The sequence below is a fragment of the Stenotrophomonas sp. TWI1183 genome (assembly GCF_039673115.1).
Lineage (GTDB): Bacteria > Pseudomonadota > Gammaproteobacteria > Xanthomonadales > Xanthomonadaceae > Stenotrophomonas > Stenotrophomonas maltophilia_AA.
The window spans coordinates 53,372-69,790 of the sequence record NZ_JBDJKZ010000019.1; the positions used below are offsets into that span (position 1 = coordinate 53,372).

15 protein-coding genes are annotated in these 16,419 nt (G+C 69.1%); 4 read left to right on the top strand and 11 right to left on the bottom strand.

Annotated elements, in window-relative coordinates:
* Window positions 1-8: 8 nt before the first annotated feature.
* The 5 genes from ABE434_RS15580 to ABE434_RS15600 all read right to left on the bottom strand — a co-directional run bounded on the left by ABE434_RS15580 (window position 9) and on the right by ABE434_RS15600 (window position 8,219).
* On the bottom strand, window positions 9-1,079 hold the full coding sequence (locus ABE434_RS15580) for a sensor domain-containing diguanylate cyclase (protein WP_346479467.1): 1,071 nt from the start codon (window positions 1,077-1,079) through the stop codon (window positions 9-11).
* Window positions 1,080-1,145: 66 nt separating this feature from the next.
* A complete protein-coding gene (locus ABE434_RS15585) occupies window positions 1,146-1,868 on the bottom strand; it encodes a pseudouridine synthase (protein ID WP_019184431.1) in 723 nt (240 codons plus the stop codon).
* Between the two features lie 56 nt (window positions 1,869-1,924).
* Window positions 1,925-3,592 carry a diguanylate cyclase gene (locus ABE434_RS15590; RefSeq protein ID WP_346479468.1) on the bottom strand — a complete coding sequence of 556 codons (1,668 nt, stop codon included), beginning with the start codon at window positions 3,590-3,592 and terminating at the stop codon, window positions 1,925-1,927.
* 69 nt (window positions 3,593-3,661) lie between these two features.
* Complete coding sequence (locus ABE434_RS15595; RefSeq protein WP_346479469.1) at window positions 3,662-6,091, bottom strand: EAL domain-containing protein; 2,430 nt, start codon at window positions 6,089-6,091, stop codon at window positions 3,662-3,664.
* A gap of 175 nt (window positions 6,092-6,266) precedes the next feature.
* A complete protein-coding gene (locus tag ABE434_RS15600; protein ID WP_346479470.1) occupies window positions 6,267-8,219 on the bottom strand; it encodes a DEAD/DEAH box helicase in 1,953 nt (650 codons plus the stop codon).
* 266 nt (window positions 8,220-8,485) lie between these two features.
* On the opposite strand from ABE434_RS15600, the gene ABE434_RS15605 reads away from it, so the two are divergent.
* Window positions 8,486-8,716 (top strand): RNA-binding S4 domain-containing protein, encoded by a 231-nt coding sequence (locus tag ABE434_RS15605; protein ID WP_019184435.1) that lies wholly within the window; start codon window positions 8,486-8,488, stop codon window positions 8,714-8,716.
* A gap of 23 nt (window positions 8,717-8,739) precedes the next feature.
* On the opposite strand, the gene ubiM is transcribed toward ABE434_RS15605, so the two are convergent.
* From ubiM to ABE434_RS15625, 4 genes are all read right to left on the bottom strand, one after another.
* Complete coding sequence (gene ubiM, locus ABE434_RS15610) at window positions 8,740-9,912, bottom strand: 5-demethoxyubiquinol-8 5-hydroxylase UbiM (protein ID WP_346479471.1); 1,173 nt, start codon at window positions 9,910-9,912, stop codon at window positions 8,740-8,742.
* 89 nt (window positions 9,913-10,001) lie between these two features.
* Window positions 10,002-10,391 (bottom strand): MAPEG family protein, encoded by a 390-nt coding sequence (locus ABE434_RS15615; RefSeq protein WP_346479472.1) that lies wholly within the window; start codon window positions 10,389-10,391, stop codon window positions 10,002-10,004.
* An 18-nt stretch (window positions 10,392-10,409) separates the two neighbouring features.
* Window positions 10,410-10,943 carry a DUF4019 domain-containing protein gene (locus ABE434_RS15620; RefSeq protein WP_346479473.1) on the bottom strand — a complete coding sequence of 178 codons (534 nt, stop codon included), beginning with the start codon at window positions 10,941-10,943 and terminating at the stop codon, window positions 10,410-10,412.
* A gap of 62 nt (window positions 10,944-11,005) precedes the next feature.
* Complete coding sequence (locus ABE434_RS15625; RefSeq protein ID WP_346479488.1) at window positions 11,006-12,148, bottom strand: hypothetical protein; 1,143 nt, start codon at window positions 12,146-12,148, stop codon at window positions 11,006-11,008.
* A gap of 176 nt (window positions 12,149-12,324) precedes the next feature.
* Here ABE434_RS15625 and ABE434_RS15630 point away from each other — a divergent pair, with 176 nt between their 5' ends.
* The 3 genes from ABE434_RS15630 to ABE434_RS15640 all read left to right on the top strand — a co-directional run bounded on the left by ABE434_RS15630 (window position 12,325) and on the right by ABE434_RS15640 (window position 15,616).
* A complete protein-coding gene (locus ABE434_RS15630; protein ID WP_346479474.1) occupies window positions 12,325-13,791 on the top strand; it encodes an AlkA N-terminal domain-containing protein in 1,467 nt (488 codons plus the stop codon).
* Entirely contained in the window at window positions 13,788-14,279 is a 492-nt protein-coding gene (locus tag ABE434_RS15635) for a methylated-DNA--[protein]-cysteine S-methyltransferase (protein ID WP_346479475.1), read from the top strand. The genes ABE434_RS15630 and ABE434_RS15635 overlap by 4 nt, the downstream gene beginning before the upstream one ends.
* A 74-nt stretch (window positions 14,280-14,353) precedes the next feature.
* Window positions 14,354-15,616, top strand: a complete 1,263-nt coding sequence (locus ABE434_RS15640; RefSeq protein WP_346479476.1) for an ectonucleotide pyrophosphatase/phosphodiesterase — start codon at window positions 14,354-14,356, stop codon at window positions 15,614-15,616.
* A gap of 84 nt (window positions 15,617-15,700) precedes the next feature.
* Here the strand turns inward: ABE434_RS15640 and ABE434_RS15645 are convergent, their stop codons facing one another.
* Together ABE434_RS15645 and ABE434_RS15650 are read right to left on the bottom strand one after the other, a co-directional pair.
* Window positions 15,701-15,883 carry a 30S ribosomal protein THX gene (locus tag ABE434_RS15645; protein WP_019184443.1) on the bottom strand — a complete coding sequence of 61 codons (183 nt, stop codon included), beginning with the start codon at window positions 15,881-15,883 and terminating at the stop codon, window positions 15,701-15,703.
* Between the two features lie 118 nt (window positions 15,884-16,001).
* Window positions 16,002-16,415: a MerC domain-containing protein gene (locus tag ABE434_RS15650; RefSeq protein ID WP_176990000.1), complete on the bottom strand. Its 414-nt coding sequence runs from the start codon at window positions 16,413-16,415 to the stop codon at window positions 16,002-16,004.
* Window positions 16,416-16,419: the final 4 nt, after the last annotated feature.

The window sequence follows — 16,419 nt, forward strand, 5'->3', positions numbered from 1 at the left end:
AGCCGGCCTCAGTCGGCGCGGATGACCCGGTTGCGGCCGTCGCCTTTGGCCCGGTACAGCGCCGCGTCGGCGCGGGCCAGGGTCTGCTCGATCGCGTCGCCATGGCGGTGCGCGGCCACCCCGATGCTGATCGTCAGCGGCAGGCCCAGCGGCAGATCGGCCACCGCCATGCGCAGGAAGTCGCACTGCAGTTCGGCCGTGGCCAGCGGGGTATCCGGCATCAGCACCACGAACTCCTCGCCACCGTACCGCGCGGCCAGGCCGTGCCCGGCGAAATGCGCGCGCAGCAGCCGCGCCAGTTCCGCCAGGACATGGTCGCCGGTGGCGTGGCCGTAGAGATCGTTGACGGTCTTGAAGTGATCGATGTCGAGCAGCGCCACCGCGGTCGCACGCGGTTGGCCATCGGCATCGACCACGGCCGCTTCCAGCGCGGCGCTCATCGCGCGGCGGTTGGGCAGGCCGGTCAGTGGATCGGTCCGGCTCTGCTCGGCCAGGTCGGCGTTCTGCTGTTCCAGCAGCTCGTTGTATTCGGCCAGGCGCTGCTCGTACCAGGCGCGGTCGGTCATGTGCTGCTGGATCTCATGGGCATACCGGCGCAGCTCCATCACCAGCGAGACCTGTCGCGACAACGCCGACAAGGCCTCGCGCTGGCCCACGCTCAGGTGCCCCGGAAGGGCATCGAACACGCACAGCGTGCCCAGTGGCAGCCCTTCGCTGCTCAGCAGGGGGGCGCCGGCATAGAACCGGACATGCGGATCGTCGACCACCACCGGATTGTCGAAGAAACGCGGATCGGCAAGGGCGTCCTCGACCACCATCACCTGGTCCGGCTGCAGGATGGCGTGGCCGCAGAAGGAAATGTCCCGGTGCGTTTCAGCCGCCTCGAGCAGCTGACGCGACTTGAACCACTGGCGGTCCTGGTCGACCAGGGTCACCGCGCCCATGCGGGTGCCGCACAGCGCGGTGGCGATCGTGACCAGATCGTCGAAGGAGCGCTCGCGGGGCGTGTCCAGGATCTGGTACCGCTGCAGCGCCAACAGGCGCTGCGCTTCGTTGTCCGGTTTGGACGGCTTGATCATCGTGGCAGGCGGTAGCGTGTGCCTGCGCAGTCTAGCCCGGGTGGCGTCAACACGTGACGCCCGGCATCACCAGTCCAGCTGTTTGGGCAGCAGGCCCTTGAGCTCGGCATCGGTGAGGTTGCGCCACTGGCCCGGCTTGAGCGCGCCGAGCTTGATGTTGTCGATGCGCACGCGGCGCAGCTGGGTGACGCGGAAGCCGAACGCGGCGGCCATCAGGCGGATCTGCCGGTTCAGGCCCTGCTGCAGGGTGATCCGGAAGCCGAACTTGGCCAGTTTGCTGGTCCGGCACGGCAGCGTCACTTCATCGCGGATGCGCACGCCACGGGCCATGCCGCGCAGGAACTCATCGGTGACGGCCTTGTTGACCGCGACCATGTATTCCTTCTGGTGGCCGTTCTCGGCGCGCAGGATCTGGTTGACGATGTTGCCGTTGCTGGTCAGCAGGATCAGGCCTTCCGAATCCTTGTCCAGGCGGCCGATCGGGAAGATGCGCTGCTCGTGGCCGACGAACTCCACGATGTTGCCCTTCACCGAGCTCTCGGTGGTGCAGGTGATGCCCACCGGCTTGTTCAGCGCGATGTAGACGTGCTTGCGGCCACCAGCCTTCTTCGCTTCGCGCGCGCGCAGCGGCTGGCCGTCGACCAGCACCACGTCCTGTTCGCCCACCACCGCACCGGTGCCGGCCGGATGGCCGTTGACGGTGACGCGGCGCTCGCCGATCAGGCGGTCGGCTTCGCGCCGGGAACAGAAGCCGGTGTCGGCGATATGCTTGTTGAGTCGGGTTGTCATCGGCCCATTATCGGGCAAAAGGCGGCCGCCGCTGCGTTTTTCCGCGCGCGGGCGGTTCAGGCCGGTACCGGCTCGCCGGCCGTCGTGGTGCGCGCGCCATCATGGATCTGGTTGCGGCCGTTGCGCTTGGCGCAGTACATGGCATGGTCGGCCCGGCGCAGCAGCCCGGCCAGGTCATCGCTGCCGGGCCTGAGCACCGCCAGGCCGATGCTGGCCGAGACCGTCAGGCCGGGGATGCCGAGCGCCTGGGTGACCGCCGCCACCTGCTGGCGCACCGTCTCCAGCCGCGCCACGGCTGCCGCATGCCCGGCCCCGGGCAGCAGCACCAGGAATTCTTCCCCGCCCATCCGGATCACGTCGTCGTGGTTGCGCACCGACCCGCGCAGCGCGCGCGCCACCGCGACCAGGACCTGGTCGCCCACGTCGTGGCCGAACTGGTCGTTGATGTCCTTGAACAGATCGATGTCGAGGAAGCCGATCGCCAACGCCTGCGGCTGCTGATGCGCACGCTCCAGGTATTCGGCCAGCAGGCGCAGGCCGGCGCGGCGATTGGGCAGCCCGGTCAGCATGTCGGTATCCGCCAGCTGGCGCATTTCATCGCGCTGGCGACGCAGGCGCCCGAGCCGCAGGTTGAGCGCGTAGGCGGCCATCATCAGGAACCAGGTGGCCGCCAGCTGCAGTGCTTCGATCCGGTAGGCCACCAGCCAGCGCGCATCGAGCACATCGGCCACGATCATGATCCACCAGGGCGCCAGTGCGGCCAGCCCCGGCAGCGCATGCGCATCGCGCCGCCACACGCCCCACAGGCCCGCGCCGAGGCACAGCGTGCAGACCGCCAGGAAGCTCCACTCCAGCACGAACGCCACCGCGCCCAGCCCCGCCAGCCCCCACAGCGGTACGCTCAGCCCGATTGCGACCAACCCCCACAACACCAGATGCTGCGCCGGGCGCGAGCGCGGCCAGCGCCGGTCGCCGCCACTGAGCCGCCACAGGATCGGCAGCAGCAGCGCCTCGCTGAACGCGGTGAGCGCGACCAGCCACCAGGAGGCACGGTCCTGCACCGGCAGCCAGGGCTCGGGATAGCCGCTCAGGCCGCCGAGCACGGCCTGCCACAGCACGAACACGGCACAGGCACCGACATAGACCAGGAAGGATTGATCGCGGGTGGTGGCCCAGCCCATCAGCGCCGACAGCGCCAGGGCGATCGCCACCGCGATGCAGGCCGCGCGCACCAGCAGGCGGGCGGTGTCGTTCTGCTGGACCGGACTGGGCGCGCCGAGCTGGATGGTCGGCACCCAGCGGGCCTTGAGCGGGCGGGTCCAGGAGACCACGATCGGCTCGTGATCGCCGGCCTCGGGCACCACCACCAACCCGACCCCGGCGCGGAAGCGCGAATCGCGCGTGCGGGCATCGTGCATGCTGCCGCAGATCTCGCGGTCGCCGTGGCTGATGCGCACTTCGCCGGTCAGCACCCCGAACACATCCACGGCCTGCGGCTTGCCCGACCAGCCGGCGGCGGGCGCGGGGATCGAGAGCACTTCCTGATGGCGCGCCAGCACATCCGGCGCACAGGCGCGCTGGGGCGTCACCTCGTCGGTCGCCCCGCCGAGCAACAGGAAATCCTGCCCCGCGCGCGGGGCCGCCTGCAGGCTCCATGGCAACAGCCACAGCAGCACCGTGATCAGCGCCGCCCACCCGATTGAATACCCGCCCCCGTTGCTCACACCTGCGCCCTGCCCGCCCGTGATCGCCTGCGGACACCCTGTCCGCTGCCGTCGGTGGCGATTATCGCATCATGGCATGCCCCGCCAGGCATCGGACGAGCGCCCTGCCCGCACCGGCCGTATCGCCAGCTGCGTCATCCTTTCCAGCGGAATCGGCCGTTCGATCGCATACCCCTGCAGGCCTTCCACGCCCATCTGGGCCAACTGGTCGGCCACCACCGCCGATTCCACCCACTCGGCGACCACCATCATGTGCAGCTCGCGGCCGACCTCGGTGATCGCCCGTACGGCGGCACGGTTGACCGGATCCACGTTCATGTCGCGCACGAATACGCCGTCGATCTTGAGCATGTCCGCCGGCAGCTGGCGCAGATAGCCGAACGAAGAAAGCCCGGAGCCGAAATCATCCAGCGCCATGCGGCAGCCACGCGCTTTCACCGCATCGATGAAGGCGCGCGCCTGGGCCAGGTTGCTGACTGCCGCGGTCTCGGTGATCTCAAAGCAGAGCTTGCGGGCCAGGCCGCGGTTGCGCTCGAGCAGGTCGGTGACGAACGCCAGGAAGCTCGGCTCGGCGATCGACTGCGCCGACACGTTGACGTTGCACAGGCCCAGCTGCTGCACATGGTTCGGGCACACCTGCAGATGCCGGAACAGCAGCGACAGCACGTGCCGGTCCAGCGCCATGGCCATACCGTAACGTTCCACCGCGCCCATGAACTCGGCCGGCCCCTGCAAGGCCCCTTCCGGGCTGCGCATGCGCACCAGCACTTCGTAATGCAGGAACTCCGGGGCGCCGACCCGCTCGATGCGCTGGGCATACAGCAGCATGCGGTTCTCGGCGATCGCGCTGGAGACATTGGCCAGCCGCTCCGCCTCGTGGCGGCGCTCGTCCAGCGCCATGCGGCTCTCGTTGTAGCAGTGCACGCGGTTGCGGCCGGCCTCCTTGGCCGCGTAGCAGGCGCTGTCGGCCGCGCTCATCAACCAGTTCACGTCCGGTGCCTCGGCGGTCACTTCAACCACGCCGATGCTGCAGCTCACCTTGGGCGCGCCGTCGCCGTGCTGGAAGCTGACCTGGCCGAGCGTGCGGATCACCCGCTGCAATACCTGCTTGGCCTCGTCCTGGCTGGCGTTGGCCAGGAACAGGGCGAATTCGTCGCCGCCCAGGCGGCCGACCCAGTCGCCGTCGCGCACCGCCCCCACCAGGTGGTCGGCGAAGCTGCGCAGGAGCTGATCGCCGGCGGCATGGCCGAGCCCGTCGTTGACCAGCTTGAAGTAGTCCAGGTCGATGTAGCACAGCGCGTGGGTACCGCCTTCGGCACGCACCGCCGCCAACGCCTGGTCCAGCAGCCGCTCGATTTCGCGGCGGTTGATCAGGCCGGTCAGCGGATCGTGGCTGGCATGGTGTTCCACCTCGCGCGCAAGCGCATGGTTCTGCGACACGTCCTCGACCAGCGCGAACACGGTCGGTGCCCGCGCCCGGGTGTGTACCACGGTGCCGCTCCAGCGCCCCCACATCAGGCTGCCGTCGGAGCGCCGGAAGCGCAGCTCGCCCGGACGCAGCTGGCGCGGCCAGTCGATCCGCCCGTGCGCGTCCAGGATCAGCTCGCCCTCCACCAGCAGGTCGGCCAGCGACAGGCCGAGCAGCGCCTCGCGGCGATGGTCGAGGATGTCGGCCATCGCCTGGTTGGCTTCGACGATGCGGCCGCCCTCGTCGAGTTTGAGCATGCCCACCGTGGCCTGGTAGAAGGCCGCGCGGAAGCGGCTCTCCTGCTCGGTGAGGTCGTTGCGCACGCGCCGCGCCAGCAGCACCGCGATCAGGGTGATCGCCAGCACCGACAATCCGCCCACGACGAAGGTCGTCATCCGCACCATCGCCGCGGTATGCAGCAACGCACTGGAGAACGCACGCGCCTGGTTCTGCATGCCCACGTCCAGCGCCTGCACCCGGCGCACCAGGGCCTGCTCCACCGCCGGGGTCAGGCTGCCGGCGGCATGCCCCGCCTGGACCCGGTCGGTGATGGCGGCCAGCTGCAGCAGATCGTCATCGGTGTCGCGCCACAGGCGGACCGCATCGCGGAAATACGCCTGATCGCGCAGGTAGCGGTAGGAGAGGATAAGGCGGTTGATGTCACCGCGGGCGTTGCCGCCTTCGATGAAGCCCTGGCGTGCCGCGGCAACGTCCGGCTCGGCCTGTTCGAGGGCGAGGCGGGCATGTAGATCGCCCAGCGGCACCCGCAGCGCCTGCCGCGTCGCGGCCAGATCGGCGGGATCGCCGGAGGTGATGTACCGCGACAGCGCATGGGTGGCCTGCTGCTGGCCACGCGACCAATGGCTCTGGCCCATGATCCACGCCGTGGAAGCCGCCTGCAGTTCCTGGATCAGCGCGGAGATGCCGACCAGGCCGATCGCCATGCCGGTCAACAATGCAAAGCGCAGGGTCAGGCCCCGCGTCGAATACGGTATCGCGGTGCTGCCACTCTCCCTGCGACCTCCTGACATCGCCGATCCCCCCGGGGCTGCGAATGTGGAAACTCATTCCATTGGAGCATGGTCCAATCCGCAGGCTAGGGCCAGCACTGTTGAGACCGTGCGAAACCGGCACGGCGGGGATGCGGACCCCGGAAACGACGACGCCAGCCCGGAGGCTGGCGTCGAGGCGATCACCCGGGGGCGATCAGAAGTTGCGCGGACCGCGCGGCTTGAAGCCGTCGCGACGCGGCGGGCGGTCGTTGCCGCCCGGGCCGCTGCGCGGGCCACCCGGGCCACCCGGACCACGCGGCTTGCCCTGGCCGAACTTCGGCTTGAACGGCGGACGCGCCGACGGGGTCAGGTCTTCACCCGGCTCGACCTTGCGCATCTGAAGCTGCTGGCCCGAGACCCACACCTTCTTCAGGTGGGTCAGCAGGTCCTGCGGCATTTCGGCCGGCAGGTCCAGCACCGAGAAGTCGTCATGGATGTCGATGCGGCCGATGAAACGGCTTTCCAGGCCGGCTTCGTTGGCGATCGCGCCGACGATGTTGCCCGGCTTCACGCCGTGGACGTGGCCGACTTCGATACGGAAGGTTTCCATGCCCGCCTCGGCGGCACCGCGCGGGGCGATGTCACGGCGCGGGGCGCGCTCGAAACCACCCTCGCTGTTGCCGAAGTCGCCTTCCGGACGCGGCGGACGCGGGCCGCGGTCGTCTTCACGGCGCGGGCCACGCTCGAAGCGCGGCTCGAAACGGGCCGGGCGTTCGCCACGGTCGTTGCTGCGTTCGTTGCGCTGGTGCGGGGCACGCTCTTCACGCGCACCACGGACCGGCGGGGTCAGCAGGAACGGCGAATCACCCTGCAGCAGCTTGGCCAGCGCGGCGGCGATCTCGATCGCCGGCACGTTCTTCTCGCCTTCCAGGCGCTGCAGCAGGTCGCGGTAGAACTCGGTGCCGCCGGCATCGAGCACATCGCTGATGCGGCTCATGAACTTGGTGATGCGGGTGTCGTTGACCGCGTCCACGCTCGGCAGCTGCATTTCTTCGATCGGCTGGCGGGTAGCGCGCTCGATCGCACGCAGCATGCCCTTTTCGCGCGGGGTGGCGAACAGGATCGCGTCACCGGTGCGGCCGGCACGACCGGTACGGCCGATGCGGTGCACGTAGCTTTCGGTGTCGTACGGGATGTCGTAGTTCAGCACGTGGCTGATGCGCTCCACGTCCAGGCCGCGGGCGGCCACGTCGGTGGCGACGAGGATGTCCAGCTTGCCTTCCTTCAGCATGCCGATGGTGCGCTCGCGCTGGGCCTGCTGCATGTCGCCGTTGATGGCGGCGGCGGCCAGGCCACGGGCCTGCAGCTTCTCGGCCAGCTCTTCGGTGGCGGCCTTGGTGCGCGAGAAGATGATCATCGCGTCGAACGGTTCCACTTCCAGGATGCGGGTCAGCGCGTCCAGCTTGTGCATGCCGCTCACCCACCAGTAACGCTGGCGGATGTTGGCCGAGGTCGTCGTCTTGCTGACGATGGTCACTTCGGCCGGGTTCTTCAGGTAGGTCTGCGCGATGCGGCGGATCTGCGACGGCATGGTGGCCGAGAACAGGGCGACCTGGCGGGTCTCCGGCAACTTCTTCAGCACGGCTTCGACGTCGTCGATGAAGCCCATGCGCAGCATCTCATCGGCTTCGTCGAGCACCAGCGTCTTCAGCTCGGACAGGTCCAGAGTGCCGCGCTCGAGGTGATCGATCACGCGGCCCGGGGTGCCGACGATGACGTGCACGCCACGGCGCAGGGCCGACAGCTGCTGGCCGTAGGGCTGGCCGCCGTAGACCGGCAGCACGCGGAAGCCGGGGATGCCCGACGAATAGGTCTGGAACGCCTCGGCGACCTGGATGGCCAGCTCGCGGGTCGGCGCCAGCACCAGCACCTGCGGCTTGGTCTGGTTGAAATCGAGGTTGGACAGCACCGGCAGCGCGAACGCGGCGGTCTTGCCGGTACCGGTCTGGGCCTGGCCCAGCACGTCGCGACCTTCCAGCATGGCGGGAATGGTGGCGGCCTGGATCGGCGAGGGGGTTTCATAGCCGACGGTGGCGACCGCCTGCATGACGGCGTCGGACAGGCCGAGGTCTGCGAACAGCAGCGGCGTGGTGGTTTCTTGGGACATGGGGAACTCCGAAACACTGCCGTTTACAGGCAGTGAGATAAAAAAGGGGGATGGTCCGCGCTTTGGGCGCCCTTTCTTATCGCGTGCCCTAGCGCTGCTCGGTCGGAGGAGAATTCACTCGCTCAGGGCGCGATGATACCGCATTGTTCCTGAACAACGCGTACAGATTCCCGCATGGATGCGGTCCTGCCCCGCGCTGGCGCACAATACGCGCCCTCTTCCGGCCCGGCCCAGCGGCCGCGCCCCTTCCCCAGGATACCCGTTCCATGCAGACCCTCGAATTTGAACTGGACCGCGACTATGTCGAGCTCAAGCAGCTGCTCAAGCTGGCCGACCTGGTCACCAGCGGGGGCGAAGCCAAGACCGTGATCGGCGACGGCCAGGTCCTGGTCGATGGTGAAGTCGAACTGCGCAAGGCGTGCAAGATCCGCGCGGGCCAGCAGGTGCAGTTCGCCGACACCGTCATCCACGTGATCGCCGACAGTGACGCGCCCTGACCATCTGTGACGACCGACGGTCGTCACCTGCCGGTGAGGTGGGCCGCGATCAGCTGGCGGAACGGGGCCACCCCGTGCGCCAGCCGCAGCCCGGCCCGGCGCAGCAGCCGCGCTGGCAGGCGGTCATCGGTATACAGCGTGGCGATCGCATTGGTCGCCTCGTACAACGGGCGCGAGGCCAGACGATGGCCGCGTTCGTAAGCGGCAAGTCCGGACGGTGCGCCGATGTCGCGCCCCTGCCCCGCGGCCTTGCGCAGGATGCCGGCCAGCCGGTGCTGGCTCTGCAGGCCCAGGTTGAATCCATGCGCGGTGACCGGGTGCATGCCGACGGCGGCATCGCCGATCAACGCGCAGCGATCGCCGGCGAACGCGTGGGCATACACACCCACCAGCGGATAGGCCACCGGTTTGGCGTCCGGCCGCATCGCGCCCAACCTATGCTCGAAGAACGTGCTGATGCTGCGGCCGAATCCGCCCTCGTCCTGGGCCATCAGGCCGGCGATCTCGCGCGGCGTCAGGGTGATCACCGCCGAGGCCTGGTCACCGTTGAGGGGCAACAGCGCCATCGTGCGGCCATAGCCGAACCATTCCCAGGCGGTGTGCTGGTGCGGCACCTCGATCTGCATGCGGCAGACCAGCATGGACTTGCCGAAGTCGCGCATCTGCGCGCCGATGCCGAGCTGGCGACGGGTCGAGGAGAAGCGGCTGTCGGCCGCGACCACCAGCTTGGCGGCCACTTCGCGGCCATCGGCCAGGGTCACGGTGCTGTGCGTCTTGCCGGGTGTCACGGCCGTCACGCTGGCCTGGTCGACGATCTCCAGCCCGGCCTGGCCCTGCACGCTCTGCCACGCCGCGCGGCGGAGCAGATGATTGGGCACCAACCAGCCCAGGTCTTCACCCGTGCGCGGGTCCGCCGCGAAGGTCAACGCGAACGGCGAGCCGCCATCCATCACCTTGGCATCGCGCAGCGGGGAGATCTCGGCCGGGTCCAGCCGTGCCCACAGGCCCAGCGATTCCAGGATCTGGCGCGAGGCATGGGTCAGCGCGATCTCGCGGCCATCGAACGCGGGCGCGGCCAACGCGGCACGCGGCTGCTGTTCGATCAGGGTGACGCTGAGGCCGGTATCGGCCAGCGTGCGTGCGAAGCACAGCCCGGTCGGGCCGGCCCCCACCACCACCACATCCACTGACTGCATGATCCCCTCCTGCCGTTACGTGTCCGCTGCAGCTTACCGCCGCGGCACCGGCAGCGTCCTTGATCTGGATCAGGGGCGCCAGCGGCGGTTCACAGCAGCGCCCACAGCAGCATCAGAATCCCGAGCAGGGAGACCAGCCAGACCAGGCTGCGCACGTACGGCACGCCGGCCGCGTACAGCGGCAGATAGATCAGGCGCGCCCAGAAGTAGAGCTGCACGGCCACGGCGGTCATCCCGTCCTGGCGCTGGGTCAGCACCACCGCCAGCACCGCGGCGGCGAAGAACGGGAACGTCTCCATGAAGTTGCTCTGCGCACGCTGTAACCGCCCGGCCAACGGCCCCGGCGGCGGCATCGGTTGATCGCGCGCCGACGCATTCCAGCCGATCCCGCGCTCGCGGGTGATCAGCGTGGAAGGGGCGAAGACATGCACGATGCCCAGCAGCATTGACCACACCAGCATCTGGATTTCGATACTCATCTGCGCAGGCTCCGGCAATCAGGGGGTGGCGGCACGCACGCTGTAACCGGCCAGGCGCCAGATGCGGTCTTCATCGAACCGGAAGGAGACCAGTTCGCGGACCGGCTGGGCACTGTTGGCAAAGCGCGTGGGGAAACTGACGTTGATGTAGAGGCCCTCGGGCACGGTCGCGCCGGCGGCGTACTTGACCCGGGTCACCACCGGCTGGCCACGCGAGGCCAACGCACCGAGGCGCTGGCGATCCGCGGTGAGCTGGCTGACGAAGGCCTGCTCGGTCACCGATTTCTTCGCCACGGCGGAGGCACCCTTCCAGGCTTCACCGGCACGGTTGGAGTCGATCAGGCGGGCCACCTGCAATGCGGCGGCGGTCATCTCCGCATCCTGCTTCTGCACCTGCGCCTGCTGCGCCGGACTCAGTGCCGGGCGTGCCGCAGGAGCGGCGGCGGGCGCGGGGCGCGCCGGGGCCGGTGCAGGCGTGGCTGGCGGGGGCGGCGTCTGGGCCAGCGTGGCGAAAGGCAGCAGAGCGGACAACAGCAGCAGCGGAACACGCATCAGGGACACCGTTGGCTGGAAGGAACTGCGCTCCAGTCTACGGGAAGGACGTGAGTCCTCCGTCAGTTGCGCTCGGCCGCGTCCGCCGGTGCCGGGCGGGCATCGCCCAAGGTCTGCTCCACCGCCTCCGGCTGGCCCGGTGCGGTCGTCTCCGGCAGCAGCGTGGAGACATCGATCTCCGACAGCGGGCTCTCATCCGGGCAGGTCTCATCCGGGAAACCGAAACGCTGCTTCAGCGCCTGCCCGCAGCTGTTGACGGCGTCCAGCTCGCTGCCCTCGCGCTTGCACTCCTGATCGAAGGCGACCAGGAACGCATCCTTGCGGCGGACGAAGGCATCGCCGCATTTGCGCATCTGCTTGATCCGCTCCAGATCGTCCTGCACCGCATTGGTGCCATCCAGACCGAACTGACGCAGCTCCTCGGCGGTCAGCAGGCGCAGGCTGCGGTTGGGCACGGTCATCATCAGGTCGGCCACGCCCACCGCCACGCCATTGCGCTGCAGGTAGTCCTTGACGTTGTCGTAGACCTCGTGGAGCTCGCGGTTGAGCTCGGCGCGCGAGGTCGCCTTCGAGCTGATCCGCATCATGCGATGGATGCCGACCTTGCCCGACACCAGCCGGTTGTCGCCGGCCGCCAGCACGAACACGCAGGCGCTGTGGCAGACCGAGCCTTCGCGCACCCAGATCGTCCAGTTGGATTCGCCGATGCGGTCGCCGGCCACGATGGCGGCTTCGACCTGGCCACCGCTGGAATCGAGATCGAGGATGCGGCGCGAAATGCGCTGCGCATCGGCGACCACGGCCAGCCGCGCCACCAGCTCGGAGAAGCCGGGGTTGATCTTGCCCACGTAGCGAACGCGCAGCAGGCCGCGTTCCGCACACGGCTGCAGGGCGGCATCGATGCTGGCCCGATCCAGCGCCTCCAGCGGCGCACCATCGCCCGCATCGCCGGCGTAGTCGGTATCGCAGCTGATCCACGCCTTGCCGTTTTCCAGGGCGGCGCCCGGCCAGTTCAGGTCGCCGCGCTTGGGCGCGGGCGGCGGCGGTGGCGGCGCATCGGCCGCGTTGATCGAGACCATGTGGTCGCCATCGGCGGTCTGTGCCCGCACGGCCTTGTCGGCGGCGGTGACATTGCCTGGGTTTTCCAGCTGGCTGCAACCGGCCAGGCCCAGGCACAACAACGGCAACCACCACGACTTGAGCAACATGGACAACCCGGAATCCTTGCGAGGGGGAATGCGCGGCAGAACGAGCGCGGATGCACAGTCTAGTGCGCGGCCGCCGCGCCGCGGCAACCTGTCCTGAACCGGGCGGCGCGGGGCTGGCATTGCTGTCCGAAAATGGCGAGCCTGCACCAGCCGGCAGGCATAGACTGGCCCCCATGGAGACCACCCTGCCCCTGGATCACGCCGCCTGCGAAAGCGCCCGCCTTGCCCGCGATGCGCGCTTTGACGGGGTGTTCTTCACCGCCGTGCGCAGCACCGGCATCTATTGCCGGCCGGTCTGCCCGGCCCCGGCGCCGAAGCCGTCCAACGTGACCTACTACCCGACCGCCGCCGCCGCGGCCGCCGCGGGTTTCCGGCCCTGCCTGCGCTGCCGCCCCGAGCTCGCGCCGGAGGCGCAGGACGCGCTCAACAATGAAACCCTGCAGCGCGCGTTGGCGCTGATCCAGGATGGCTACCTGCAGGACCAGCCGGTCGCCGATCTGGCCGCGCACGTCGGCCTGAGCGCGCGCCAGCTGCAGCGCCTGTTCGTCGCCCGCCTCGGCGCGGCGCCGGCGCAGATCCACGCCACGCGTCGGCTGCTGCTGGCCAAGCAGCTGCTGACCGAAACCGCACTGCCGGTCACCGATGTCGCGATGGCCTCGGGCTACAACAGCCTGCGCCGCTTCAACGCGGCGTTTCTAGAGGGCTGCGGCATGCCCCCCACCGCGATCCGCCGCCAGCGCGGCGCGCTCACAGAAGGCGCATTGACCCTGCGCCTGGGCTATCGGCCGCCGCTGGATTTCCCCGCGATGCTCGGCTTCCTGCGTCGCCGCGCGATTCCCGGCATCGAACAGATCGACACCACCAGCTATCAGCGCGTGATCGGCCCGCCCGAGCGTCCCTCGCTGCTGCGCGTCACCGCGGACCCGCGGCGCCCGGAGCTGCTGCTGCAGCTGGGCCAGGTCGACCCGCGCGCGATCCCGGGCATCGTGCGTCGCGTGCGCCGCATCTTCGATCTCGATGCGGACCTGCGCATGGTGCACGCGACACTGGGGCAGGAACCCCTGCTCGCCACGGGTATCGCGCAACGCCCCGGGCTCCGCGTGCCCGGCGGCTGGGACGGGTTTGAAGTCGCCGTGCGCGCGGTGCTCGGCCAACAGGTCAGCGTCGCGGCCGCAGCCACCCTCGCGCGGCGGGTGGTGGATCGCTTCGGCGCCACCCTCGAGGGCATGCCGGAGGGGCTGGACCGTCAGTTCCCCTCCCCCGCAATGCTGGCCCAGGCCCCTCTGGAAACGATCGGCCTGCCGCGTACCCGTGCCGCCACCGTGCGTGCCGTCGCCCAGGCGGTGGTCGATGGCCGGCTCGATTTCCGTGCCGGCCAATCGCTGGCCGGCTTCGTGGAGCGCTGCGTCGCCTTGCCCGGGATCGGCCCGTGGACCGCGCATTACATGGCACTGCGCGCGCTGGCCCTCCCCGATGCCTTCCCGGCCGGCGACCTGGTCCTGCAACAGGTGCTCGGCGGTGATGCGCGCTTGAGCGAACGCGCCACCGAGGCACGCTCGCAACCCTGGCGTCCGTGGCGCGCCTACGCCGTTCTCCACCTGTGGCACCTGGCCACGCCTTCTTCCGGAGTCACCTCATGAGCCTGCTCTACGACACCTTCGACAGCCCGATCGGCGCGCTCACCGTGGCCGGTGACAGCCAGGGCATCCACCACATCCTGTTCGAGAACAACCGTTACGACGCCAAAGGGCGCGAACACTGGCAGCGCGATGCCCATGCACTGCGCGACGCACGCGGACAACTGCTGGAGTACCTGCGCGGCGAGCGCGTGCGCTTCGATCTCCCGTTGGCGCCGCACGGCACGCCGTTCCAGCTGCGGGTGTGGAAGGCGCTGGCCGATATTCCGTTCGGCCAGACCTGGAGTTACGTGGCGCTGGCGCGGCATATCGACCACCCCACCGCCAGCCGCGCGGTCGGGGCCGCCAATGGCCGCAATCCGCTGCCGATCGTGCTGCCCTGCCACCGCGTGATCGGCAGCAGCGGTGCGCTGACCGGGTTCGGTGGCGGGCTGGAAACCAAGGCGGCCCTGCTCCAGCTGGAAACCCGGCGCGACTCGCTGTTCGCGTAGGGCATCACGCGTCACCGCGGGCATGTGCCATGGGTTGTCTTCGACGCGTCACCGCCACGCACTATCATGTCGCGATGATTTCCGTCCGCCTTCCGCTGGCGCTTGCCGCCGCTCTTTCGCTGGCCGCCTGCGCCACGACACCGTCTTCCCCACCTGCCGCAGCGACCGCGACGACCGCGCCGAACGTGGCTGCGCAGCAGCAGAAGCTGCTGCTGATCTCCATCGACGGCCTGCGTGCGGACATGCTTGATCGGGGCATCACCCCGAACATCGGCCGGCTGGTCCGCGAGGGCGTGCGCGCGCAATGGATGACGCCGTCCTATCCATCGCTGACCTTTCCCAACCACTACACGATCGTGACCGGCCTGCGCCCGGACCACCACGGCATCATCCACAACAGCATGCACGAGGACGCACTGGGCCAGTTCCAGCTGCACGTGCGCGAATCGGTGGCCGACGCACGCTGGTGGGGGGGCGAGCCGATCTGGGTGGGCGCGGAAAAGGCCGGCGTGCGCACCGCGGTGTGGTCCTGGCCGGGCAGCGAGGCCGCCATCCAGGGCGTCCGCCCCAGCCAGCTGCACGGTTACGACGAACGTGTGAGCCTGCCGGACCGCGTCGATCAGGTGCTGGGCTGGCTGGACCAGCGCGGACCGCAGTCGCCGCGCCTGGTCACGCTGTACATGGAGCAGGTCGACAAGGCCGGGCACAATCATGGCCCGGAATCGCCCGAGTACACCGACGCCGTGGCAGTCGCCGACAGCGCGGTCGGTCGCCTGCTGGATGGCCTGCAGGCGCGTGGGTTGGCCGATACCACCAATGTCATCCTGGTCTCCGATCACGGCATGGCGGGCGTGCCGGCCGGCCAGGTGGTGGCCACCGAAGACATGATCGATCCCGCCATTGCCCGGGAAATCTCGGTGGGCCAGTCGATCGGCTTCGCGCCGCTGCCGGGCAGACAGGCGCAGGCCGAACAGATCCTGTTGGGCGCGCACGCCCACTACGACTGCTGGACCCGCCAGACCCTGCCGGCGCGCTGGAAGTACGGCAGCCACCCACGCATTCCGCCGATCATCTGCCAGATGCATGAAGGCTGGGATGCCCTGACCCGCGATCGCATCGCAAAACGTGGCCCGGGCGATCGCGGCTCGCACGGCTATGACAATGCCCTGCCCTCGATGCGCGCGGTATTCGTGGCGCGCGGCCCCGCGTTCAAGCAAGGGCAGAGCCTGCCCGCGTTCGACAACGTGGATGTGTATCCGCTGCTGACCCGCCTGCTCGGAATTCCGACGGCACCCAACGATGGCGACGCCGAGCGACTGCTGCCTGCGCTGCGCTGAGCACGCAGCGGCTTCGTCGCCGGAACGCGGGCACAAAAAAAACGCGGCGCAAGCGCCGCGTTTTTCATGACCCGCCTGGCTGGATCAGCCGGCCTTGGCCACCGCTTTCTTGGCAACGGCCTTCTTGGCCGGCGCCTTCGTCACGGTCTTCTTGGCAACCGGCGCAGCTGCGCCCACGGCCGCCTTGCTCACGACGTGCGAACGCGAATTGCCGTAGCTGGCATTGAAGCGCTTGCCCTTGGCGGTCTTGCGGTCACCCTTACCCATGTCGTAACTCCTTAGTCTGAATGCTGCGAAATCTGATTACCCCGTACTGACACGGGTTCGGCGGGGCCGCCCTCTCAGGCGCCCCCGCGCACGATCGGAAAGCCTACCATGCGCGCTCTCAATGAGCACAGCTGGCGTCATGCACGTGGCCGTGGTTCAGCCGCAGATTCACCAGATGGGCCACACCCACCAGCACGCCGCCCAGGGTCATCACCACGGCATGCGGCACCGCCGAATGGTGCAGCGGGCCGTACAGCAGCCCGGCCCAGAGCGCGGTCAGGCCGGGAATGAGGAAGCCCAGCGCACGCAGCGCGCCATGCCGACGCCAGCCCCAGACCAGGCTGAACAGGCCCAGCAGGGTCACGAAGCTCACCAGCGCCAGCTCCACCCCATCACTCATCCAGACCGACAGGCCCAGCGAGGGCGCGGCGGCCAGCAGCACCGGGAGCACGGCGCAGTGCACCGCGCACAGCAGCGAACCGGTGGCACCGAAACGATCGATCAGATGGCGGAGGCGAGGGAACAAGGGCATGACT

Bases quoted from the DNA above. Each gene is read 5' to 3' on its own strand.
- ABE434_RS15615 (WP_346479472.1), bottom strand. From the start codon at position 10,391: ATGAGTATCGAAATCCAGATGCTGGTGTGGTCAATGCTGCTGGGCATC.
- ABE434_RS15580 (WP_346479467.1), bottom strand. From the start codon at position 1,079: ATGATCAAGCCGTCCAAACCGGACAACGAAGCGCAGCGCCTGTTGGCG.
- ubiM (WP_346479471.1), bottom strand. From the start codon at position 9,912: ATGCAGTCAGTGGATGTGGTGGTGGTGGGGGCCGGCCCGACCGGGCTG.
- ABE434_RS15645 (WP_019184443.1), bottom strand. From the start codon at position 15,883: ATGGGTAAGGGTGACCGCAAGACCGCCAAGGGCAAGCGCTTCAATGCC.
- ABE434_RS15630 (WP_346479474.1), top strand. From the start codon at position 12,325: ATGGAGACCACCCTGCCCCTGGATCACGCCGCCTGCGAAAGCGCCCGC.
- ABE434_RS15635 (WP_346479475.1), top strand. From the start codon at position 13,788: ATGAGCCTGCTCTACGACACCTTCGACAGCCCGATCGGCGCGCTCACC.
- ABE434_RS15600 (WP_346479470.1), bottom strand. From the start codon at position 8,219: ATGTCCCAAGAAACCACCACGCCGCTGCTGTTCGCAGACCTCGGCCTG.
- ABE434_RS15595 (WP_346479469.1), bottom strand. From the start codon at position 6,091: ATGTCAGGAGGTCGCAGGGAGAGTGGCAGCACCGCGATACCGTATTCG.
- ABE434_RS15605 (WP_019184435.1), top strand. From the start codon at position 8,486: ATGCAGACCCTCGAATTTGAACTGGACCGCGACTATGTCGAGCTCAAG.
- ABE434_RS15585 (WP_019184431.1), bottom strand. From the start codon at position 1,868: ATGACAACCCGACTCAACAAGCATATCGCCGACACCGGCTTCTGTTCC.
- ABE434_RS15640 (WP_346479476.1), top strand. From the start codon at position 14,354: ATGATTTCCGTCCGCCTTCCGCTGGCGCTTGCCGCCGCTCTTTCGCTG.
- ABE434_RS15620 (WP_346479473.1), bottom strand. From the start codon at position 10,943: ATGCGTGTTCCGCTGCTGCTGTTGTCCGCTCTGCTGCCTTTCGCCACG.
- ABE434_RS15650 (WP_176990000.1), bottom strand. From the start codon at position 16,415: ATGCCCTTGTTCCCTCGCCTCCGCCATCTGATCGATCGTTTCGGTGCC.